Annotated in this window: 9 protein-coding genes; 3 read left to right on the top strand and 6 right to left on the bottom strand. The window is 42.0% G+C overall.

The window, feature by feature from the left end:
- Window positions 1-4: 4 nt before the first annotated feature.
- The 6 genes from R8P61_13540 to R8P61_13515 all read right to left on the bottom strand — a co-directional run bounded on the left by R8P61_13540 (window position 5) and on the right by R8P61_13515 (window position 16,426).
- On the bottom strand, window positions 5-2,785 hold the full coding sequence (locus tag R8P61_13540) for a TonB-dependent receptor (protein MDW3648085.1): 2,781 nt from the start codon (window positions 2,783-2,785) through the stop codon (window positions 5-7).
- Between the two features lie 21 nt (window positions 2,786-2,806).
- Window positions 2,807-4,369 carry a VCBS repeat-containing protein gene (locus R8P61_13535; protein MDW3648084.1) on the bottom strand — a complete coding sequence of 521 codons (1,563 nt, stop codon included), beginning with the start codon at window positions 4,367-4,369 and terminating at the stop codon, window positions 2,807-2,809.
- Window positions 4,353-7,850: a VCBS repeat-containing protein gene (locus R8P61_13530; protein ID MDW3648083.1), complete on the bottom strand. Its 3,498-nt coding sequence runs from the start codon at window positions 7,848-7,850 to the stop codon at window positions 4,353-4,355. The genes R8P61_13535 and R8P61_13530 overlap by 17 nt, the downstream gene beginning before the upstream one ends.
- 19 nt (window positions 7,851-7,869) lie before the next feature.
- Window positions 7,870-11,343 carry a VCBS repeat-containing protein gene (locus R8P61_13525; protein ID MDW3648082.1) on the bottom strand — a complete coding sequence of 1,158 codons (3,474 nt, stop codon included), beginning with the start codon at window positions 11,341-11,343 and terminating at the stop codon, window positions 7,870-7,872.
- Window positions 11,344-11,464: 121 nt separating this feature from the next.
- Entirely contained in the window at window positions 11,465-13,222 is a 1,758-nt protein-coding gene (locus R8P61_13520) for a RagB/SusD family nutrient uptake outer membrane protein (protein ID MDW3648081.1), read from the bottom strand.
- A gap of 27 nt (window positions 13,223-13,249) precedes the next feature.
- Window positions 13,250-16,426, bottom strand: coding sequence for a TonB-dependent receptor (locus R8P61_13515; protein MDW3648080.1), 3,177 nt, complete (start codon window positions 16,424-16,426; stop codon window positions 13,250-13,252).
- Between the two features lie 470 nt (window positions 16,427-16,896).
- On the opposite strand from R8P61_13515, the gene R8P61_13510 reads away from it, so the two are divergent.
- The 3 genes from R8P61_13510 (at window position 16,897) to R8P61_13500 (ending at window position 25,068) form a co-directional block, all read left to right on the top strand.
- Window positions 16,897-21,006, top strand: coding sequence for a two-component regulator propeller domain-containing protein (locus tag R8P61_13510; protein MDW3648079.1), 4,110 nt, complete (start codon window positions 16,897-16,899; stop codon window positions 21,004-21,006).
- Window positions 21,007-21,080: 74 nt separating this feature from the next.
- Window positions 21,081-24,068, top strand: a complete 2,988-nt coding sequence (locus R8P61_13505; GenBank protein ID MDW3648078.1) for a c-type cytochrome — start codon at window positions 21,081-21,083, stop codon at window positions 24,066-24,068.
- A 208-nt stretch (window positions 24,069-24,276) separates the two neighbouring features.
- Window positions 24,277-25,068: a hypothetical protein gene (locus tag R8P61_13500; GenBank protein ID MDW3648077.1), complete on the top strand. Its 792-nt coding sequence runs from the start codon at window positions 24,277-24,279 to the stop codon at window positions 25,066-25,068.
- The last annotated feature ends 5 nt before the right edge of the window (window positions 25,069-25,073 follow it).

Raw genomic sequence — 25,073 nt, 5'->3', positions numbered from 1 at the left:
TGCATTAGAAACTAAAATTATAGGTGATAGAAGGAATGATGCTCCCCAATACAGAAAGTCTGTTTGCCTGAGGGGGAGCGGCTGCATCCTGGGTGAAAAAGACAGTAAAAGGATTTCTACGACCATAAACATTGAACACGCCAAAGGTCCAGCTACTTCGCCACAATTGTTCTTTCTTATGACTTTGTCCAACGGTATAAGAGAAATCCAGGCGGTGATAGGCGGGAATCCTGATGCTATTTCTTTCAGAATAAATAGGGACATTCAATGCATTCCCTACACTAAAACTAGCTGCCGGAGCCGTAATGGGGCGACCGGAACTATAGACAAAATTTAGTCCGAAATGATTCTTCTTATTGGCCTGGAAAGTCAGGACAAAACTGATATCATGAGGCCTGTCGTAGTTTGATAAAAACCACTCATTATTATTGATCGATTCTTCGATGAATTCTCCCTCGGTTTTTCTTTCTGTTCGTGAGTAGGTATAGCCCAGCCAACCTGTCAGGCGGCCTTTATTTTTCCTCAGAGAAAATTCGGCTCCATAGCTTCTCCCTATCCCGGAAAGGATCTCCGTTTCCAACTGATCGTTTACGAGAAGATTGGCCAGGTCCCTATATTCAATCAGGTTATCGATATCCCGGAAAAAGACCTCCAGCGAACTCTCCCAGGTATTGCTGATAAAGTTTTTAAAGAAACCAAAGGAATAGTTATTGGCTCGAAGAGGTTCAATATAAGTATTGCTCAATTGCCAAATATCCACGGGAGATACGGCTGTTGTATTTGAAAGCTGATTGATAAATTGCTGGGTGCGATTATAGCTCATTTTGATAGAAGCAGTTTCATCAAAACTAAATCTAAGGGAAGCCCTTGGTTCCAGGCCTGAATAGCTGGTAATCAATTCACCATCCCCATAATTGACTGTTCCAATTTCAGCTTCAGGCAAACGAGCTACTCCTTCAGCATAAAGAGAAACCTCTCCCGGCCCCAGACTTTGATAGTATACATACCTCAGACCCAGGTTTAAGGAAAGTTGATCCGTAAGGGCAAATTCATCATTGAGGTATAGAGCAATGTCTCTTCCCTGCTCATCCGGAACATCTTTGGCAATGGTCGTGGAAGAAGCATTGAGGGGACTTATTGCTCCCGGATCAACTTCATAATTATTGAATTCTATCCCGGCATTTAGATTATGCAAATCTCCAATGCTCAGATTTATCTCTGGCCTTACTTTCAGGTAGTTGATGCCATTTTCCAATAAAAAGGCCCGATTGGAATTTTCCTCTGTCCAGCTACTTTCATATAAACTATAGACTGCCTCAAGATTGAAAGAAAAGGTATTGGAGAAAAGGTAATTGAAATTGGCATTCACGCCTCTGGTTTTCCACCTGAAATCAAATTCCTGGTCAAACTTGAATCTATCCTGGCTATAGTATCCACTCAGGCTCAGTTTGCCCTTATCCCCAAATCTTTGGGTAAATTTTGCATTGGTATCATAAAAGAAGGCCGAGCTTTCCTGGATTTCGGCAATTTCAATCACATCAAAAAGGTAATCTGAAATAGAAAAACGGGAACCGACAATGATGGAGCTTTTCCCTTTTTGGATAGGAGTTTCCAGGGTAAGACGACTGGAGACCAGACCGAGACCTCCTTTTCCCGTAAATTTCTGATAATTTCCTTCTTTGAGTTCTACATCCAGGATAGAGGATAATCTACCTCCATATCGAGCAGGCATGCTTCCTTTATATAAATCAACCTTGTTCACTACATCGGGATTGAATAAAGAGAACAAACCTAATACATGAGAAGTATTGAAAAGATACATACCATCTTGCATCACCAGATTCTGATCAACATTTCCTCCCCTCACATTTAATCCTCCTGCTCCTTCTCCCACAGAACTCACTCCAGGTAGCAAAAGCAGCGTTTTTATCACATCTGCTTCTCCCATAAATGCTGGAAGTCGTTTCATCTCTTTCACAGACAAAACCTCTCTGCCGACATCTGTACTGCTGACATTTGAGTTTTGGGCCTCAGAACTGATAACGATCTCATCCAATTGAATGGCTTCTTTGCTGAGGTTCAAATCCAGGTTTCCGCTTCCTAAAACAGTCAGTTTAATTCGACTGTCGACATAGCCCATGGATTTCATCAGGAGTACATAATCTCCACTTGTCAGGCTGAGCTTAAATTTCCCAATTTCGTTACTGATGGCTCCTTTACCTGTTCCTTCAACAGATATACTCGCACCTACCAGAAATTCATCGCTGGCATCGTCTGTAATAAATCCTTCTATGGTATAGCTGCCGCCCGTTTCTGTAGCTCCGGCTGTTCCTACACTAAAAGCTTCCACTTCTTCTTTAAATCGGGCAATGCTTTCTTTTATACTATCTCTTTCCGCAAAGTATTGGCGGTTATACTTGCGATCTATCTGATCTACGGGAGCGATGATAAATGCATAATCTCGATAATTTATGAATGAGAGCCCGGTATTCTTCAACACTGCATCCAAAGAGGATTCAATAGTTTCAGCAGCATCTGGCATATTGACCTCCCTTTTGGGGAGAAATTCTGCATCATAATACAAGCTGACTCCAAACTGCTTCTCCAGTTTTTTAAGCCCCTCTGTCAAACTGATTCTTTCTCCATTGGACTGGGCGTACATGCTAGATAAGCAGCATAAAAAACATCCCAATAAGACTGTTGTAATTCGCATGAATTGATCCTTCTTTAAGGCAATTTTACTTATTCTTGAGGGTTTGAATATCCCTCCATAATTCTCAGGCATTAGACTCATTTTTCTTCCCATTTATTCCTGCTCGTCATTAGTCATATTCTCCAAAACAAATAAAGGAGGCGCATGTTTTCGCCAGGCAGTTTTTATTTCTGCGGAAACTCCTGTTCGCATGAACAAAGCTGAACCCAAAAAGAGGTCCTGGTCTCCATCTCCATCCCAATCGGCCTGAGCCATGGTCAGCCACTTACCTGACGTACTTTCTGGAAAAGAAGTGGCTTTAAACTCAAAATTTCCCTGATTTTCATAGTAAACAAAACTTTCATGGGGCCGCTTTTTATAATCAGGGAAATAAGATATACTAGCAATGTCCATATCTCCATCCTGGTCAAAATCCTGTACGAGGGCTTTGAAAACCCCATTTTGAGGGAGAAAAACTTCCTCTTTAAACACTCCATTTTCCTTCTGAAGAAAAATCCGTATGCCATGAAAATCCTTCATCACGGGAAAATAGTCCCCATTATCTCCACTGGTATACAGGATGTCTTCTTTTCCATCTTCATTCAGATCGAGGATTTCAAAATGGGTAGATCCATAGCTCGCAGGAAATCTGAGGATTTTTTCCTCTGTAAAATTTGCCTGGCCATCATTTCTAAACAGGTATATTCCTTCATCGCCCTGGGCTATCAGAACGACAATATCTAGGTCCCCATCTTTGTCCCAATCCCGGAGTATGTTTTTACTGGCTCCAGCACTTACTTTCAGGACCTTTTGTGAACTTTTATTTCCCCTTACATTCAGATAAAGGAGGAGTCGCCCATCCAGATTTCCAAAAGAAGAAATGACCATATCTTCATTTCCATCTCTATCCAAGTCTGCCATGGAAGCTGAAACGGGTCTTTTAAGTCCGGTGATCAAGTGCTTTATTTGCTCAGTACGATCTGCAGCTTTTGGGATAAAACTCAATTTTCCGATTTCTTTTTCGTGGGGCATTACCTGGCCCATGCTGAGCACATAATACCCTTCTTCTTTTATGATGATATCGGAAGGGGCTCCATCGAGCTGGTAGACCTTTTTAGCCTCCAGCTTTGTATCGAAGAGGTGTAAGCTTCCTTCGGTTGCGTTTCCTATAAATAATTGTTGACTTTCTTCATCGAAGTGGATCAATGTAGTCAGAGGAGTCAGCTTGATTCCTGCATCGGAGGCCCTGAAGTTAGCCATGTTGAGGGCTAATTCCTGATTTGAAGCAGAGGAATTACTAAAGAGGGGAGCATTGTCGATGAAATAATCCATGACAGATAACCATTCCTCTCTTTCGAGGGCAGGGCTTTCAGGAAATAGCTGAAGAGCTTCGAGCTCTTTCTGATAATTGGTATTGCTGGTTTTGATTCCCAGGCGTAATCCCATTTTTGGGAGGACCTCATTTCTCCAGGTGCTTTTATCCAGCTCTCCGGGTTGAGGAAGCATATGACAAGACTGGCAATGATTACGTGCCAATTCAAGTCCCTCTGGATGGACTACAGACTTTCTTTCACTTTGTTCTCTTTGTTCACAAGAGAGACATAGCAAAAAAAGTATCAGCAGGAAATACTGTTGATTCAATCGATTCTGTATGCCTGAACTAGGGGGCTGAATCATAGCTCAGTTCGCCTTTGGAATTATAGATTTTCAGGCTGCTAAAGTTTTTCGGGAGAAAAAGATGACGAGAAGACTGGGAGAGCCCGGAACTTCCGTAAGTCAACTCTACTCTTCTTTTGCTGCCGTCTTCAAAGGTGAATTCGGCCCAGGTGTCCAAGGCTTTTAGCTTGACGAACTCTTGCTCAGCACTTGCCTTAAAGAAACTGAGAGGAGCTCGATTTTGGGAGGAAAGCAGGCGCATATTTCCTGAAGGGTCAGGATATGTGGCGAGCGCCCTCGCATCTCCATCCACCAAAAAACCTGTCTCTGTGTAATTAGCAGGTCGGAAAGATCCCTTGCCATTTCCATAAAGTACCAAACCATTGAATGCATCATAGCGGCCGGAAAAGAATTCGCCCGTATAATCATTGCCTACCAGAATTACATCCAGATAGGAATCATCATTCAGATCAAGGCTGAGCATAGATTGAATAGGAGCCAGTTGTGCTTCAAGAGGAAGTACTTTGGCTACAAATTTCCCATTGCCCTGATTTTCAAAATAGCTTGATCTAAGGTGAGTGGCTTTATAGACAAGGGCAGCATCCAATTGTTCAGGATCAAATAGATCCGTGATGCTGCTTCGTGCATAGTCTTCATATTTTATGAATTTCTTTCGCAGGAAATTCATTTGTTTCTGCATTTCATCCCAGGAATGCAGGGGATATATTCTACCGTCCTCATATCCCATGGAACTAGCCATGAAGGCGTCAAAGCCTCCATTGCCGTCAAAGTCTTTCCCATAGATATAGAGAGGCATAGAATCAGATGCCTGGTAAAATGAGTTTGTACCCAGATTTCCAGCCATATAGTCTATATCTCCATCATTATCAAAATCTCCGGATGTGAGAGAGGTCCACCATCCCACCAGCGATCCTAGTCCACTGGCTTCTGTAACATCCACAAATTTCCCCTGATTGTTTTTGAAAAAACGAGGACCCATCCATTCTCCAATCACAAGCAAATCGATCCAACCATCTCCATCAAAATCAGACCAGCTGGCATCTGTTACCATTCCGAGTTTATCCAGATCTGGAAAGCTTTCTGCACCAACGTCTGTAAATCGAGGTTTGTCTTTCCCTTCGAAATCATTTCTCAATAGAAAGCTGTTGACAGGGGAGGGGTAGGCTTTTGGAAGAAATCGTCCTCCAACAAACAAATCTATGTCTCCATCTTTATCATAATCAGCTCCTTTCACAACAGATCCACTGGTTTTTATTAGTGGAATTCGCCTAAAAGCACGGGAGAAATTTCCTTTCCCATCATTTATCATCAGACGATCTTCATAATTGGGATCATCCGCCTCGCTTTCAGATCCTCCTCCTACGAGGTATAGGTCCAGGTCATTGTCATTATCGGCATCAAAGAGTAAAGTGCCCACATCTTCCTGTCGCAGGATGAGGTCATAGGTCTCAACATTTTTTTGCTCAAAGTTTCCTTTTTTAGAAAGGAAAAGTCTGCTCACATCTATACTGGAACCTCCGACAATAATGTCTTCTTCACCATTGTTGTCTACATCCCCAATGGAAACAGAAGGGCCCTGCCGACTGTATTGCTTTGGCAAGAGCATCTGAACCGTGAAGTCAATGAAGGGGGCTTCCTGCTGTCTGTATCTGAGATTTTCCTGTATTTCTACAAAGGGAAGATTTCTAGCTTCTTTCGCCTTCCTTTCTTCTCCTTTATAATTGATCTCAATTTTCTGATTGCCAGCTTGCTTGCCTTCAACTTGATAACTGCCATCTGCCCAACGGATTCTGATTGAATCGACTTCTGTTTGATCTCCTAATCCATAAAACAGGATGGATTGTACAGAAGAAATATAGCCTCTCACGGGCATGAAATGCTGACTTTGGATTTCTCCTTTGATAAATATATCGACATTTGCTCCCAGGGCTTTTGCTCCTCCATGCTCATCTTTCAAAGCAATCTGAAGGTAATTGATATTTTCTGACTGGTTGATGAGAAAAGAAGCGTTATCATTGATATTGTTGATGACAATATCCAGGTCGCCATCATTATCCAAATCACCATAAGCGGCACCATTGGAAAAACTTTTTTCTTCTATACCCCATTTAGCTGATACATCCTCAAACTTAAGATTACCTGTATTTCTGTAAAAGAAATTGCGCATCTTGGCCTCTGGCAAGGCATCCAGTAAAGCCTGGCGATTCGTAGCAAGATTGGTGCTGGACTTGAAGGCCATGAAGTCCATATCGGTGATGTCTTTTGGGAAACCATTGCTGATGAATAAATCTTTTTTCCCATCTGCGTCATAGTCATTGAACAAGGCTGCCCAACTCCATTCCGTAGCGTAAAGACCTGCATGTAGAGAAACATCTCCGAACTTTACTTCTCCATTTTCTCCCAGGCCTTGATTTATCTGCAGGGTATTTCGCATGTACTGGTATTCATAACCCAGTTTATCACTGTTTTGGTCTTTTGATAAGCTGGGAGCTCCCCACATTTGCTTCCTTCTTGTCATCTCATTGGGAAGCATTTCCAGGCTCACTATATCTGGTAAGCCATCATTGTTTATATCTGCTACATCACAGCCCATAGAAGAGTGCGCCTGATGCTTGAAGTATTCTGATATTTTATTGCTAAAAGTTCCGTCCTGATTATTGATGTACAGGAGGTCATTGCTGAGATAATCATTAGAAACATATACGTCCAGCCAGCCGTCTTGATTGATATCAAATACATTGATTCCCAAGCCATATCCTTCAATCAGGATTCCTGCTTCGCGCGATACATTGCTAAAGCTTCCGTCTCCATTATTTCTGTATAAGCGATCTGTATTGGGGGCAGAACCATCTTTCCGCTTAAAGAAAAATTTATTAGGCGCTCTGACTTCGAGCTGATTGGTTAGCAGGTAAACATCCAGGTCATCATCTCTATCGTAATCAAAGAATACAGCCTGGGTCGAATAGCCTACATCTGCGAGACCAAGGGCCTTTGCCTGATCTTCGAAAATGGGATTGCCATTTTTATCCAGACCTTTGTTTATGAAAAAGAGATTGGTGCGTGAATCAGGATTGCCTGACATGGTAGAACTCACATAAATGTCTTTCCACCCATCATTGTTGATATCAACCACACTTACGCCTGAGCACCAGTTGTTGGGGGCAGCAATGCCTGCGCTTTCACTCACATCAACAAAGTCTAAATCCCCTAAATTGAGGTATAATTTGTTTTCAACCAGGTTTCCTGTGAAGAAAATATCGGCTAAGCCATCATTGTTGAAGTCTTCAATAGCGACTCCCCCTCCATTATACAAGTGTTCGGAGGTCAGGATGTTGTATACATCATTTTGTCCTACAGAATTGACAAATCTTACCCCCAGCTTTTTGCCATTTACCTCCTTGAAGAGGCTATTGCTCTGATCACATGCTCCCAGTAGCCCCAGAAGCAATATAATTGCCAGTATATGTATCCCGCGATTCATGTTCACCATTGATTTCGTATCAGTTTTCTGATAAACTCACTTTTCTTGTTGATCCTTTCTTGCCGATAATTTCCACTTCTTTTACCCATTCAGGATTCAGGAGAAATTTTGTACTGGATTGAGAAAGGAAGCCTGAGCCATGATAAATCTCCTGCCTTTGTTTCCTTCCATCTTTATAATGAATAAGGAGGGCAATATCTCCCGCTTCAGGAATGATTTCTTTTAGGGATTCCTGATTAGGTAACGCATAGATAAGGGGCTTTTGATCATTTACTCCAGAGAGCAGGTAGAGGCCTGATTTTGTATGCATGCTCACCATAGAACGTGCATCTGCGTCCACCACAAAGCCTTTATTCCCTTTATAAACAAATTCCTTATTTCCTTCATTGAAAAGGACCAGTCCATTGGAAGCGTCCTGCCTGCCCTGAAAAACCTCCGTACCATAGCGATTACCCTGAAGCATGATGTCTAAATCTCCATCCTGATCGATATCCCAACTGAAGGAATTGTAGATAGGGGAGACCTGGGCTTCTTTGGGTAAACTTTGTAAGTGGAAGTCTCCTTCATGGTTCCAGAGAATTGCCGATTCAAAAGTTTCAGCTTTATAAGTTTTAGATTCCTTGAGTTTTTCCGGAGGGAAGATGTCTTCCATCCGAGCGGAAGCAAAATCCTGGTATTTGGAATATCGCTTTCGGAGTTCCACCAATTGTCTTGTGAGGTCCATTTTCAGGTGAACGGGATAATAATCTCCTTCCTGATACTCAGCGATTATAGGATCGACACTTCCATTTTCATCAAAGTCTTCTGCATAAATCAGAAGAGGATGTTCAAGACTTGTCTGAACTTTATTGTTGAGGCCCTGGTTGCCCAGGATATAATCAATATCGCCATCATTGTCCAGGTCTGCCCCGCTGATGCTGTTCCACCATCCACTGGACTGAGGGATCTCGGTTTTATCATTAAAGCTTCCTTTCTGGTTGATCAGTATGCTCAAAGGCATCCATTCGCCCACCAAAATCAAATCTATCCAACCATCCTGATTTACATCTGTCCAAAGTCCCTGAGAAACCATACCCAGATCGTTAAGAATGGGTGCCTTGCCCTCATTTACCTGTCTAAACTGTCCCCCTTCATTTTCGAGGAGGTAACTATTGGTTGCATGTGGATAGTTTTGTGGATCAATTCTACCGGCAAGGAATATATCGAGGTCTCCATCATTATCGTAATCTGCAGCAGTTACCGAAGCGGTTGAAATAGGAATCTGTGGGATACTTTCCTGACTCAGGCTGAAATTGCCTTTCCCGTCATTGAGGTAAAATTTGTCATGGAAAAACTTGCTACCTTTTCGAAACTCAGTACTGCCCGTTCCCACATAAAGATCGAGGTCCCCATCTCCATCAGCATCAAAGAGGAGTAGGCCCTGGTCTTCTGAAGTACGTACATCTGTAAGAGAATCCTCCCGGAAACTCCCATTGGCTTGTGCTTTGAATATTTTTGTCGATGCCCGGCTCCCATTTCCAATAATGAGATCTTCCCATCCATTTCCATCAATATCTCCAACAGCCATAGAGGGCCCTTCCCGGCTATGCAGGCGCTGTAGAAGCCCCTGAAAATTGTAGTCATAGAAATTGACTTCCTGATGATCAAAATTCAGGCCTCTGAGTTTTTTGGAGGTAAACCATGATTTTTCTTTGCTTGGCCAGTTTCGGAGAAAACGATTCATTCGCATCTTGTCCAGCCTCAATTCTTTATTATCCGAAACATCCACTTCTTTGACTAAAGAAAGTTCTCCTTCCGGCCAACGAATGAAAATACTATCTATGGTTTTTACCTCTCCCAATCCGAAATGCAAACTAGGTTCGATAGAGGATAAATATCCCCTTTGAGGAAGTAAGTTTCCTGAAACCATTTTCCCATCGTAATACACTTTTACTTGTGTTCCTATAGCATCCCGGTTTCCTTCTTCTCCGGAAAAATATAGACGGAGTGAATGCCCTAGCTTTTTCGTATTGGATCGATTTTCGTAAATCTGTGCCGGATCATTGATATTATTTACCACATAATCCAGGTCACCATCATTATCCAAATCAGCAACAACAGAGCCATTAGAAAAACTGGGAGTTGATATTCCCCAGGCTTCGCTTTTATCTATAAATGAATTTTCTCCATCATTTTTAAAGAAGTAGTTGGGCACTTTGACGATGGGGATTTGATTTAGCAAATCTTCCTTTTTTGTCATCATGCTATTGACGCTGGAATTGTAATCTGTGAAATCCATATCCGTGATGTCACGGGGGTAGCCATTGCTGATCGCCAGATCTTTATGTCCATCATTGTCCAGGTCAGCAAAAAGGACACTCCAACTCCATTCGCTGGCATCCACGCCCAGCATCTCTGAAACTTCACTATACCTTCCCTCTGAATTGCTCATCTGGAAGCTATTGCGATTGTATTGCATGAGATAGCCTGTTTGCTCCATCAGATCGTAGAACTGGAATTTCTGAAAGGCATAGGTTCTTTTTACCCGTTCTCGATTTTCCGGGAGCATATCCAGGGTCATGAGATCACTTTTTCCATCTCCATTGAGGTCCGTGGCATCTATGCCCATGGAAGAAAAGCTATGATGCTTGAAGTAATCTTCTATTTGATTTTTAAAGCTGCCATCTCTTTGGTTTATGTAGAGAAGGTCATTGGAAATAAAGTCATTGGAGACATAAATATCGAAGAAGCCATCTCCATTTGCATCGAATATTGCTGCTCCGAGTCCAAAACCGGCTTCTGTGATTCCCGCTTCTGTAGAGATGTCCGTAAAGGTATTATCTCCATTATTTCTGTAGAGTTTGTCTATGGTTGCTTCGCCTCCTTCCATGAGGAGGTTTAGATCGGTTGTGCTTCTTGGGCTAAAGAGTTTGTCATTCAGGAGGAAGACGTCCAGGTCCCCATCCATATCATAGTCAAAGAAATAGGAATGTGTATTGTAGGAGGTATCTGCCAAGCCAAATTCGATGGCTTTGTCAGAAAAAGTTGGTACGCCATTGGCATTTCTGCCTTCGTTGATGTAGAGTTTGTTGACACGCTCTTCTTTATCGTCCTTGAAGGTCGCAGATACATAGATATCCGGAAGTCTGTCATTGTTGATATCGACTATAGAGACTCCGGAGGACCAGATGTCTGCAGCGCCAACGCCTGCTTCCTCAGTTATATCTCTGAATTTCATATATCCTTCATTCAGGTACAGACGATTGGGTACCTGATTGCCGGTAAAATAAAGGTCATAGAGGCCGTCAAGGTTAAAATCTCCAACGCCAATTCCACCCCCATTGTACATGAATTCGTCTGTGAGGATATTGAACTCCTCTGTTTCCTGGATTTGATTGATGAAGTCAACATTGGACTTTTCAATCGGAACCAGGCGGAAAAGGGGTTCAGATTCAGGACCTGAACAGGAATTCAGTCCCAGAAAAAGAATAAAAAGAATATAGGTATACTTCAAATTGGTGTATTGCTTGAATAAAGAGCAAAAAATGCAATCGATTCTTATATTCTCAAAAGGAGATTAAAAAAACTCAGGCTTAATGAAAAGCCTGAGTTTTTTATATAAGGAAACTAATCATCTAGTATCCAGGATTTTGTGTCAGTGTTCCAACACTTCTATCGATCGCTTGCTGCGGGATAGGATTGAGAACTCTGTTTGCACCGAAAGAAGCTCCAATTAGGTAAGCACGCTTACCCGCTTCACTTTCTTTCGAATAGTATGCATTCATTACTTCTACAGAAGTTCCCCAACGGTTGAGGTCAAACATACGATGACCTTCCATAGCGAACTCAAGTCTTCTTTCGAATCTCAAAGCTGCTCTTGCGTCAGCCTGAGAAAGTCCAGTATCATAAAGTTCGATTTCATAGGTAGCTGCATCATTACCTCCGTTTTTCACCCAAGTGTCAGGATTATCCTTAACACGGCTTCTAACTTCGTTGATAAGCTCCATACCTCTGGTAGAATTACCACCTTCGATTTCACACTCAGCAGCCATCAGAAGAACATCAGCATAACGGATGATGTTGTAGTTGATAGCTGTAGCACCATTGGCACCCCAAGAGTGTCCACTGATAGAGTTGGTATTTTGCTCTGCTACTTTGAATACACGCTTTTTAGGACTGAATGGTCCACCATAGGTTTGGTCCCTGATATAGCCGATACCACTATGAAGTCCCCAATCGAGGTAAGGAATACCCTTACGTCCAACCGTGTGGTCAAGACGAGGATCAACAGGCTGCGTATCTACTGTATAAGTTTCAAGACAGTTTCCATCCGCATCAGCCTGGCAGCAACCAGGATCAGAAGAGAAACATCCCTGATCATTACCCAGGTCAACATCATTGAAGTTGGCCATAGGAAGTCCATTCATAGTTTTGAAAGCATTCACCAGGTTATGGGTAGGTTGGAAGAATCCACAGCATCCACCACCGGCAGATCCATTATGAGGATTATTCAAAACTTCTCCATAGTTACCATTCTGTCCGTCAGGTACACCGTCATTTACAGACATTTGAACCTGGAAGATAGAATGAGGACCATTGTTTCCAGCAGTTCCATGAACATCACCAAAGTTGTTGATCATGCTGAATCCACCATTGTTGATTACATCATTGAACATGGCGAGCGCCTGAGTATATTTTGCTTGATACAAAAATACTCTACCCAAATAAGCTTTAGCAGCCCAGCTGGTAGCTCTACCAATTTGACCTTGTGAAGCAGGAAGTGTACCCATAGCAGCTTCGAAATCAGCTTCAATGTCCGACCAGATCTCGCGATCATTAGCTACCAGACCATCAGAAGGAACTGTTTCGTCTACATAAGGAACATTTGGTCCAAAAATTCTCACCAATTGGAAGTGGTAGTGTCCACGCAGGAAGCGAGCTTCAGCGATATACTGAGCGATTCTTCCGGCTTCTACGCCTGCTGATTCATTGGCGATTTTGATCACATCATTTGAACGTGCAATACCGTCATAGAAAGCATTCCAGTTCGTGTTGATAACACGGTTTGCAGGATCGTGTTCATTCCTTTCTACAGGGTTCATCGGAGGCTGGTCACCCGCATCCGTTCCTTTGTAAGCATCATCTGATGTTACATCAGCCATAACCCAGTTGGTTGCTGTGGCATCCCAGACTGCACCGGCAGACCATCCTGCCCATCCATCCAGTTCTGCATAGGCTGCAATCAAGAGCCCATCAAGACCGTCTACGTTATCTAGTACGCTCTCATTCAGGGTTCCGAAAGGAGTAACTTCCAGGAACTCCTCAGAGCACGCTACCACGAACATAGAAATTGAAATCGTAGCAATTGCTATGTATTTGATAATGTTTTTCATAATTAAATTCGAGTAGTTTTTAATTGTTTAGAAAGTTACCCTTACTCCACCTTGTAATGACCTCGCAATAGGATAGAATCCTCCGTCAAGTCCAAGACTCAAGTCATTTCCTCCAACGAAGTTAATCTCAGGATCTAACCCTTGATAGTTGGTAAATGTTACGAGATTGTTTCCTTGAACATAGAATCTAACAGATTCCATACCCAAACCACCTACTATATCATTACCAAGTGTGTATCCTAAAGCAAGATTTTTCAGACGGAAATATGTACCATCCTCAATGTAATATGAGTTAGGTCCGTTTTCCTCAGCAGTAATGGTTCCATAAGGAGGCAGGATTGCATCAGCATTATTTACGCCTTCACGTCCAAATGACTGAAGTACATTTACGCTTCTGTTACCCTGGAATTGCTGAAGATCAGTAAACAATCTTGTAAGGAGGGCGATTTCGTTTCCGAAAGTACCTGTCCAGAACATATTGAAGTCAAATCCATTCCAGTTCAAAGTGGTATTGAAACCTAAGGTGAAATCCGGATGAGGACTTCCTAGGAAAGTTCTGTCATCAGCATTAATTACTCCATCACCATTGATGTCAGAGAATTTGAAACCACCTACACGGTTACCACCGTTAGTTGGGTGAGCATCAACTTCTGCCTGAGTTTGGAACAATCCTTCGATCTGCAATCCGTAGAAAGAAGAAATCGGGAATCCTTCCAATGTTCTGGTGTAGTTGTTAGAACGGAAACCACCGCCACTGATAAAGTCAATAGACTCATCAAGAGCAACAACTTCGTTCACATATCTAGATAGAGAAATGTTGAAATCATAAGTAAAGTCGCTTCCACTTGAGAAGTTGTTGTATCCCAAGGCAAGGTCAAATCCTTTGTTTTCTACTTCACCAACGTTTCTGAACTGGCTACCTACCTGACCCAGAAGGGTAGAAGGAGGTACTCCTAACAGAAGGTCCTGAGTATTTCTCTGGTACAAGTCAAATGCAATTGTCAAGCTATTATTCAACAAAGCTGCATCCAAACCAATGTTGATATCAGTAGTTTCCTCCCATTTCAAGTCAGGGTTACCAACACTTGAAGCCTGGATACCACTGGTGATAGAGTTGTTTCCACCATTAATTGCATAAGTAGCAGTAACGATGTCAGCCGTAGTATAAAGGGTGAACTGAGCCAGAGAGTTAATGTTCTGGTTACCAGTTCTACCCCAACCACCTCTAATTTTCAATTCGTTGATGAAACTGGAGTTGAAGAAATCCTCATCAGAAATTCTCCATCCTGCAGAGAATGCAGGGAAGATCGCGTAACGATTGTTAGGACCGAATACAGAAGATCCATCACGACGTAGTGTCGCACTCAAAAGGTATTTACCAGCATAAGCATAGTCAATTTTACCAAATTGAGAAAAGAGGGTAGACTCTGAACGGAAACCGTTAGTGTTCTGACCGTCTGGAGGACCTGCATTCAGTACCATGAAGTCAACATCTTCCAATAGGAACTGAATTCTTGTAGCTCCGAATTGCTTGAAGTTGTTTTGGATTGCCTCTGTACCTACTAAAACATTTACATCATGAACGTCTGCAAAAGTTTTTGAATAGGTCAGGGTGTTGTACCAAGTCCAGTTGAGTACTTGATTTGTACCTCTATTAAGAGAGTTACCTAATCTTGGCTCACTATCGTTGGGTACTGCACGTCCAATGCTTCTCCAATCACTGTTAGCAAAGTCAGTAGCAAAAGAAGTTTTTGCAGTCAATCCATCAATGATGTCCCACTCCAAATATGCAGAAGCAAGCGCTCTGATTTTTGTATTGATATCATCTCTTGAATTGAAAGCTTGTTGAACCGGATTGTTTGACGCCGATCCTAATCCTTTGTTTGAAGAGAAATTCACTCCAGAGATATCATAAACAGGTATGATACCTGGCTGACGAGAAGCCATATCAATGATTGACTGAGCACCAGCAATTTGTCTGTTACCTGATTCTTCTGAATAAGATACAGCAACATTCTGTCCGATTCTCAGGTTTTCATTGATTCTGAATATTCCGTTCGCACGTACGTTGGTACGTTCAAAACCAGAATAGATTCTATGACCTTCCTGATTAAGGTGTCCAATAGAGATCGCATACTGCGCTCCCTGGTTTCCACCTGTAGCAGAAACGTTGTAATTCTGAATAAGACCTGGATTGAAAATTTCATCAAACCAATCAGTTCCAGCGGGATTCGTTCTGGTTATACCATTCCACAGAGCAAGATCCGTAGAATAGAAATACTCATCCTCATTTGCTGAATTGGCACCGATGGGCCACAGGTAGTTAGGGATGACTGCAGAAGTACCCGTTCCATAAATCGGGCTACCCGTAGGCTGTCCGAGATTGGTTGGTTTTTCCCAGTTTTCCAGATTTGCCAGTTGTTCAACTGAAACAAAGTCTGGGAAATTGTTGAAATACTGTGAACCGAGAGAAGCGTCGAAGGTAACGGTAGATTTTCCTCCAACAGATCCATTTTTGGTCGTAATGATGATTACACCATTAGATGCGCGTGATCCGTAAATAGAAGCTGCAGATGCATCCTTCAATACGGTCATTTCTTTGATATCATTGGGGTTTAATTCAATGATTCCTCCCTGCACCGGGAGACCGTCAATAATGTAGAGCGGTTGGTTACTGTTTACGGTACCGAAACCACGGATACGTACCAAACTGGCAGATCCTGGTACACCAGAGGTAGAGACCGTAACACCAGCAACGCGTCCTTGAAGAGCAGCCTCAACATTACCTACTGGTAAAGTTTTGAGTTCTTCTACTTCTACGGAGGCAACGGAGCCGGATACATTGGCCTTACTTTGAGCGGTATATCCCGTGATCACTACTTCATCAAGGCTACCCAACCTCATTCCTACATTATAGGTAGTAGCAGAAGTAACAGTTACTTCTTGCGATACATAGCCTACATAAGAAATTGTGAGTACGTCTCCTTGACTAGCACTGATTCGGAAAGAACCGTTGTCACTGGTAAGAGTACCATTCGTGGTTCCCTTCACAACCACAGAAGCTCCCACGAGGGGATCACCTGATGATTGATCGGTAACCGTACCTGAAATCAAACTCTGAGCAAAAGATAAATTACTCGTTAAACAAGTAATCACCACTAATGCACAGAACTTAATCAAAAAAGTTGTGAGTCCTTTTCTCATAAGTGTAGTAATTAGTTTTATATGATTAGTGTAGATTATCCAAATTAATGTTTTAGGAGGGTTCGCAGTATTTAAAATGTATCCTTAATAATTTAATGCAGCGTAATTAGTAGTCATCAAAATTAGGGATTTTTTTTTAATCTCCTTCCTGAGTATCCTCTTCTTATAGTTTTTTTTATATATGAATTCTTACATGGATTCAGAATGAAACTTTCTAGCATTCCGAAATCGTTTGCAAGACCTGAATCGGACAGCTAAGTTAAATAATGAGCAGAAATGCCATGCATGACAAATGGTTCAAAAGAGGAAGGTAAATCATTCATATTTCAGAAAAGTATTATTTTTATAGCTTTATTGACCTGCTTTTAAATTATAAAAGAAAGATTTGGCCTTGTAGTCAACTTGAATATTAGTTAGCCTCATTTCAAATTGATTGGACCAGATATGCTTCTTAAGGTTTGGGATCGAAAATGAAATTTTATCTACTACTATCCATATTCTTAGCAAGCTCCCTCTACACATTGGGACAGACTACCTATTTTTCTCAGCCCTCTCAACGCCTTTCACAAAATACAATCCAAGTAATTTCTCAGGATCAATTGGGCTTTTTATGGGTGGGGACGGATAATGGTCTCAATAGGTATGATGGAGAACATTTTGAGGTCTTTTTTCAGGATGAGCAGGGACTACTAGAAGAAAGTATTATTTCGGCATTATTTACCGATATGTTGGGCAAACTCTGGATCGGTACCTACGGTGGGGGAATTAGCTTATATGATCCTGCCCGGCAGAAATTTTCCAATGAGGAGATTGATCCGGTTTTTAGGAAGTCCCTTGAATCTTCTTTTGTCCAATGCATTTATGAAAGTAAAGATTCCGTCGTATGGGTAGGAACCGAAAGCAGCGGATTGAAATTCTGGGATCGCAAAACAGGGGAAATCGGTCAACTTATTGCCAATGGACGTGAAGGGCAAAGTATCAGTGCCAATCATGTAGAGGATATTGTAGAAGATGAAGATGGCAATCTCTGGTTTGGAACATTTAATGGAGGCTTATGTCAATACAATAATCGCAAAGACTTCATTTCCTTTTTTAAACATAGCGGAGGATACGATTTGCCGGAGGACGATATTATTCGGCGTATCCATAAAGGTCCTACTGGCAAGATTTGGGTGGGAACCAATGATGGATTAAGGCGATTGCAGAAGGATGAAAATGGCAACTCCCAAATTGTAGAATTAGGAGGGAAGTTTGCCGAATTAAAAAACTTGCTCGAAGGGGTGGTAGTTCTTTCAATATTGGAAGACTCTAAATCCAATATCTGGGTAGGTACCGAAAATGCCGGATTGATCAAGTGCCAAAACTCTACCGGCAAACTTTTCCAGTTCCAGACAGACGTTAGAAATAATTTTGGGATCAATAGCAATTCTATCTGGTCCTTATACGAGGATCAGGCAGGAACCATTTGGGTGGGAAGTTATAAAAGTGGATTGTGTAAAGTTGATCCCATCGAACATCGTTTTGGGCTGGTCTCAGAAGCCAGTGGAACAGATAAGTCCATAAGCAGAGGCCTTGTAAGTGCTTTTGCAGAAGATAGCAAAGGGAATTTATGGATTGGTACAGAAGGAGGAGGGATTGATCTGATGGATCAAGACCATAAAATCAGAAATGTTTCAGAGAGTGAATTGCCTGGATTGAAAAACAAAGTAATTGTAGGATTGATCGCAGATCCACAGGATCAGGTATATGCAGCTACCTGGGGAGAAGGTGTGTTTATCAAACAGAAAAATAGCCGCACTTTTAAAAGCCTGGAAAGCTTTGTCAAGGTCTATCATGGACCTAAACCCGGAAAATATATTCGTACGCTCCATCAAAATAAAGAGGGAAATATCTGGTTTGCCAGTTACCGTTCCGGTTTAAGTCTTTTTATTCCAAAAACCGGAGAATTGTATAGCTATGTAGCAGGTGCCTCTGAAAATAAAATCAGTACCAATAATGTGATCAGCATATTAGAGGATCAGCAAGGGACATTATGGATAGGACACAGAAATAAAGGCCTGGATAAAATCGAACTAGATGAGGACAAAAACATAATAAATCTCACCAATTATGCCGGTCCTCATGCACCAGCTGACATCCATGACAATATTAATTATCTTTTTTCAGACACTAAAAATCATTTGTGGATAGCTTCAAATGGGGCCGGCCTGTATAAATTTAATCCAGAAACTGAAGTAGCAGAAAGGATAAACACCTCAGATTCTCTTCCTGGAAATGTAATTTATGCAGGACTTGAAGATGAGTCAGGGAAAATTTGGGTGAGTACCAATAATGGGCTTGCCTGCCTGAATGCTGAAAAGCCTTATCAAATCAAATCCTTTGATGTATATGATGGCTTGCAGGATAAAGAATTTACCATGGGTGCCTGTCTCAGGAGGAAAGATGGCACATTGGTCTTTGGGGGAATAAATGGATTCAATTATTTCAAGCATGAAGAAATCCTGGAAAATGGACATGAAGCGCCATTTTATATTACCTCATTAGAAATAGAATCCTTCGATACAGAAAAAGAAAGCCAGGAAGTGGAAAGGATCGTTTTTCCTCAGGGAGAGATCGAATTGGAACATTCACAGAATGATTTGCACTTTTCATTTGCCAAACTCAATTTTTCCCAGGCCAATAAAAATCTCTATGCCTACAAGCTGGAACCTCTGGAAGAAGAGTGGAGCAGCCCGAATGAAATGAATTTCAGGAATTATCTCAATGTTCCTCCTGGAAATTATGTCTTTTACTTACGGGCAGCAAATAATGATGGAATCTGGAATGAGGAAATTGTTAGCCTGAATATTCAGATTCATCATCCCTGGTACTGGACCTATTTTGCTCGATTTACCTACCTCCTCCTGTTGGCTGGACTCCTCATTTTTATGTATCAAATCCTGATCAATCGGGAGAAATTGAAAAATGAATTATACCTGGAGCAGATTCAGAGAAATAAAGTAAAAGAGTTGAGTCAAATGAAGTCTCGATTTTTTGCCAATATTTCCCATGAATTTAAAACTCCGCTTACCCTGATTCAAAGTCCCCTGATTGAGTTGATGCAAATGAAACTGTTGCAACCCTTCAAAGGTCATTTGGATTTGATGAAGAAAAATTCAGAAAGGCTGCAGAAATTGATCGATGAAATCCTGGATATTTCTAAACTGGAATCTGGCAATATTGAACTGCAGGAGGAGTACAGAGATATGAGTTTCTTCCTGCGTTCCGTTCTGGATTATTTCGCTCAGTATGCCAAGAAGCAAAAACTCGAATTGATCGCAGATTTTCCCAAAGAGACGATCCGAATGAAGTTTGATCCGGATAAGATGGAAAAGGTTTTGTTTAATATCCTTTCCAATGCCATCAAATTTACTCCTCCATCAGGGAAAATCAACGTAGAGCTGGAAAAGGGGGAAAATGAAATAAAAATAATCGTATCCGATACGGGTAAAGGCATAAAAGCTGAAAATTTGCCTTATGTGTTTGATCTGTATAATTCCCAAAATGCTCCTGGAGATACCAGTGGTACGGGTATTGGATTACACCTTGCCAAGCAATATGTTGAACTGCATAAGGGGGAAATCACTGTTAGTAGTGTAGAAAATAAAGGTACAGTCTTTAGTATCCATTTACCTCTCACTGTAGATGAAGATCAGACGGAAATCCTGACATCCACGGGGGAGCTGATGTTTGCAAAAGAAGAAGCGGTCATTCCCTTAAAAGACCTAAAAGAACACCGGCTAAGCAAAAGGCCCGATCCCCTGCAAAAGCCGATCATTCTGATTGCAGAAGACAATGAGGAGATTCGAGACTTTCTTTGCAATATTCTCAAGGATGAATACCGTATCATTCCCTGTTCCAATGGAGCAGAGGCCTATGAGCAAACCCAATTGTCCATTCCTGACCTTATCCTTTCGGATGTCATTATGCCTAAATTGTCAGGTTATGAACTATGTAAAAAGATTAGGGAGAATGAGAAAACCTGCCATATTATCTTTTTCATCCTTTCTGTAAAATCCAATGAGCGGCATTTGGAAGAAGGCCTGAGTTATGGGGCAGATCAATATTTGTCCAAACCCTTTAATCCCAAACAATTGAAGCTCATGATCCGAAATGCGATCGACAAAAGAAATGAGTTTAAATCCAAATTGCTGAATAAACAGATTATGTCGCGGGATGAGACCAGTCTTGATTCCCGCTCAAAGGATGAGGACTTCTTGTCAAATGTGGTAAATATCATTGAGCAAAACCTTTCTGACTCCAATTTTGGGGTAGAGCAACTCTGTAGGGAGCTAGGTTACAGTAAATCTCAGTTGTATAGGAAAATGAAAGCTCTCTTGGGACAGTCAGCTAATGAATTTATCCGATCCCTTCGCCTCAAAAGAGCTGCAGCAATCATCGAACAAAGGGCGTTTACAATTACCGAGGTGGTATATAAAGTGGGATTCATGGACGTCCAGTATTTCCGCAAATGTTTTAAAAAGCAGTTTGGTATCAATCCCTCAGAATACGCAAAACAAAAATCTGTATCTGAAAACTAGATATACCCAGTCGTACTTGTTCTGCATAAGGCTATTTTTTAGATTTGTTTCTAAGGATATAAGGATTTTTATATATGAACTACTACCGCCCAAAGTTTCTCCCTGGCATTATTGCCTCTTTGTTTTTTCTCCTGAATTTTTCTGCCTGCCAGGAAGCAACACCCACTACTCCCAATGCACCTGATGGCTTTAGTTTGCATCCTCAATTTCAATTAGAAGCTGTAGCCACGGAGCCCCTGGTATTTGATCCGGTCGATATGGAGTTTGATGAAAGAGGAGAAGCATATGTCCTGGAAATGCCGGGATATCCCTTGAGAGATGAAGAAAGTCGCCTGGTTCATTTGATCGATGAGAATGGAGATGGTGTCTTTGATAAAAGAGAACTCTTTGCCGATAGCCTTTTTCTGGCCTCATCCTTTATGCCATATAAAGGAGGTATGCTGGTGGCTTCTCCTCCGCATTTGTTATTTCTTAAGGATGAAGATGGAGATGGTAGTGCAGAAAAAAGGGAAATTCTGATGGAAGGATTTCGAGTGGGCAATCTGCAGCATAATTACAATGGCTTGACCTATGGCCTGGATAACTGGATATACGCAGCAAATGGAGGAAATTCAGGTAAACCTTATTTTGTGGGGCAAGCAGATAAATCCCTGGAGATGAGAGGAGAGGATTTTCGATTTGACCTGGACAAAAAGATCATGGAAAGGGTAGGAGAGTCCTCAGGAGGCTTTGAATTGGCTTTTGACAATTGGGGGCGGATGTACGAAACCCATAATCTCGAGCATGTTTCTCAATTGGTTTTTCAAGGGAAATATCTGGAGGGTCTACCGGTATCGACTTCGCATAGCCTGAATATCATTTCGGATCATGAGGAAAATGGTTTGTCTAGGATTTATCCGATTGGAGAGCAGGACACTCGTGTCAATCATCCCGAACAGTCTGGCTATTTTTCGGGTTCATGTGGGATTAGTTTTTATGGAGGAAATGCCTTTCCCAAAGGATTTAATAATAATCTATTTGTAGCGGATGTTGTTCTCAATCTCATCCATATGGATGTGCTCTCCGATGAGGGCGCGATTTCTACAGCTTCCAGAAATCGGGATAAAGTAGAATTTCTGGCTTCTACAGATCGGGCTTTCCGTCCTGTGAATTTAAGTACGGGACCCGATGGTTCTTTATATGTACTGGATATGCATAGGGAAGTGATAGAGCATCCGGAATGGATACCGGATGAATTAGAGGAGAAGATGGATTTGGCTGCGGGGAAAAAAGATGGCAGGATATATCGGATTCGTCCCCGAGCTAAAGAGCTTCCTCAGGCTGTTAGCTTTGAGTCAGCAGACCCAAATTCCCTCCTGGATGGGCTTTCACATGAAAACCAATGGACTCGTTTGACTGCCCAGAGACTAATTGTGGAAAAGCAAATGAAAGACCTGGTTCCGGCATTAAAGGAAGCCCTGAAACATGCTTCTTCTCCTTTTGGACGTATGCATGCAATGTGGACGCTTGAAGGTCTGAAAGCCCTGGAGGTCGATGATCTGGAGGGCTTGTTTACAGATAAAGTTGCAGGGGTTCGGGAAAATGCCCTCCGAGCCAGTGAAGAACATTTGGCCTACCATCCCGAACTCGCAAAAAGTATCATAGAACTATGCAAAGATGAGCACCCTCGGGTAAGGATGCGTGCAGCCCTTGCATTAGGACAAATTCCCGATGAGTATTTTGCTTCTTTTGCCCGAGAAATATTTTACGGCCTTCAACATATGCTTGAGCAGAAAGAGGCCGATAAATGGACAGCCATTGCAGCGGCGACTACTATGAAAAAACAACCGCTGACTTTTGCGCGGCGATTGCTGGAACATCATCCAAAATCTTTATCCGAAAATAATCTGGAGGCTTTGCTTTCCCTTTGCCGAATGCTGGCTAGAAGTTCAGATAAAATGGCAATAGAGGTACTTCTTACAAGCATTGCTACCAAGCCCAACTTTGATCCGAAACAGCAAGCCAAATTGCTCGAAAATATCGCTGATAACTGGGAGGCTGGCCCGGCCTTTAACCCAACAGCTCTGGAGACCAATCTGACGGCTATGGAAAAGGGAGGGAATATCAGCATTTTAAAGGCTAGTGGTAAAGTCCGTAAGGCTTTTGAGTTAAATACTTCTCCGCAGATTCGTCAGTTGATGGCGAATGCGAAAGGGGAGATTTTGGATGAGAATAAGTCTGTAGAAGAAAGACTGGAACTACTAAAGTTGATGGGCCTGAGTGATTTCGAGGAAAGAAAAACAAGTCTATATGCCATGCTGGATAATCTCCAGCCATTCGCCCTACAAGAAGAAGCCCTACAACAACTCTGGAATTCAGATAATCGCGAAGTTGGCGCTGAATTGTTAAAACTTTGGCCAGATTTAGGACCGGAAGCTCGAAAGATGGCCGGAAGCATCATGTTGTACAAATCCTACAATCATGATCTGCTACTTACAGCTTTAGAAGAGAAGAAAGTAAATCCGGGAGAACTGAATCTTGATCTGGAAAGACGGAGGGTATTGCTTTGGTCAGAGGATGATAAGGTAAAAGCAAGAGCAGAAGCTTTGTTTACAGATGCTGGTGTATTGCAAAGAAAAGAAGCTATGGAAAAGATGAGACCTGCACTGGGAATAGCCGGAGATATTCACAAAGGAGAAGAGCAATTTGAATTGCTTTGCTCTACTTGTCATCAATATGGCGAAATGGGTAAGGAAGTCGGTCCGGTACTGACGGAAATAAATCGCAAGAGTAAAGAGTCTCTATTACACGATATTCTGGACCCCAATGCAGCGGTAGATACCAAATACCTCAACCATAGTATTCGGACCAAAGACGGGAATATCTATACAGGGATTATTTATTCTGAAAATGATGAAGAATTGAGGCTAAGGATGACAGGTGGCAAAGAAGAATTGATTGCCAAGAAAAACATAGAAAAACTAAGCTCTTTGGGGATTTCTCTCATGCCGGAAGGCCTGGAAGAAGGACTTTCTCCTGAGGATTTAGCCGATCTGCTGGCCTTTCTTCAACAAGCCCCCTGATTTGCAACAAATGTGTTGGAGATTGGGTGTCTATATTTCCATATTGAGAAATAAGCCTAAGGAATAGTAGCGACGAAAGCCTGAGATAGCTTTGCTTTTCCCGGAATGAAATGATTTCGCTGCTAAGTTATTGTAGACAGGCGATTTTCCTATGCTATTATATCCCGATCAGATTTTCTAATCTGGGCTCGGATATCTTATGCATAAAATGAGTAATAAAAGATCCAAAGAAGATTTACGGAGGATGATTGCCATGGGTAAAGAGTCCCAGGCCCTCACTTGGTTACTTGCTCATTTGGATGGACAGCCCAAAGATGTCAGGCGACAAATCACGATTCAGTCTAATCGATTTCAGAAATTGAAACGGAAGCGGCTGGAAGGTAGCATTGATCGAAATAGCGCGAATGTAGAAAGCTCTCAGATTTCGGGTATCCTGCTGGAGATTCTCGATAGTTATGATTTTGAGAGAGAAAAAAAGGATAAGATTGACTCTCCAGAAAGAGCCAATGTGACTGCCAGACAGCCTGGGAAATCTCCTCGATTAGCTTCTGTAGGCATGCTGCTTTTGGGAATTAGCTTGCTCTCTGCTTCCGGATTGCTGATTTGGAATCTATTAGGAAATAAAGAGGGAAATGAAGTTGAAGCCTTGACATATGTTGCAGAAGATTGGGAGGGAGCATGGGAAGTAGATTTTGTCAGTGGAGGGAAAGATCGTAAAGCCCATTTGTTATTGGAAAGAGAAAGCAGCAATTGGAGAGGGAGGGTAAACATTCTGGCAGAAGGAGCTGATGCAAGCTATGACTTGCTCTTGGAAAATATCAAAGTGGAAGAAGGCTATCATTTGCTCACAGGAAGTTGGCAAACAGAACAGAATTTTATTCCAGCTATGAATGGAACATTTAGGCTGGGATTGAAAGGGGAGGGGACGGCTTTTGAAGGTTACTTCCGCAATAGCGATGGAAGGGCCCAACAGAATAGCTGGAAAGGAAAGAGAAAATAAGACCA

It is taken from the genome of Bacteroidia bacterium (assembly GCA_033391075.1).
In the GTDB taxonomy this organism is placed as follows: domain Bacteria; phylum Bacteroidota; class Bacteroidia; order J057; family J057; genus JAWPMV01.
This window is presented reverse-complemented; position numbering and strand designations above follow the sequence as displayed.

Bases quoted from the DNA above. Each gene is read 5' to 3' on its own strand.
- R8P61_13540 (MDW3648085.1), bottom strand. From the start codon at position 2,785: ATGCCTGAGAATTATGGAGGGATATTCAAACCCTCAAGAATAAGTAAA.
- R8P61_13535 (MDW3648084.1), bottom strand. From the start codon at position 4,369: ATGATTCAGCCCCCTAGTTCAGGCATACAGAATCGATTGAATCAACAG.
- R8P61_13530 (MDW3648083.1), bottom strand. From the start codon at position 7,850: ATGAATCGCGGGATACATATACTGGCAATTATATTGCTTCTGGGGCTA.
- R8P61_13520 (MDW3648081.1), bottom strand. From the start codon at position 13,222: ATGAAAAACATTATCAAATACATAGCAATTGCTACGATTTCAATTTCT.
- R8P61_13515 (MDW3648080.1), bottom strand. From the start codon at position 16,426: ATGAGAAAAGGACTCACAACTTTTTTGATTAAGTTCTGTGCATTAGTG.
- R8P61_13510 (MDW3648079.1), top strand. From the start codon at position 16,897: ATGAAATTTTATCTACTACTATCCATATTCTTAGCAAGCTCCCTCTAC.
- R8P61_13505 (MDW3648078.1), top strand. From the start codon at position 21,081: ATGAACTACTACCGCCCAAAGTTTCTCCCTGGCATTATTGCCTCTTTG.
- R8P61_13500 (MDW3648077.1), top strand. From the start codon at position 24,277: ATGAGTAATAAAAGATCCAAAGAAGATTTACGGAGGATGATTGCCATG.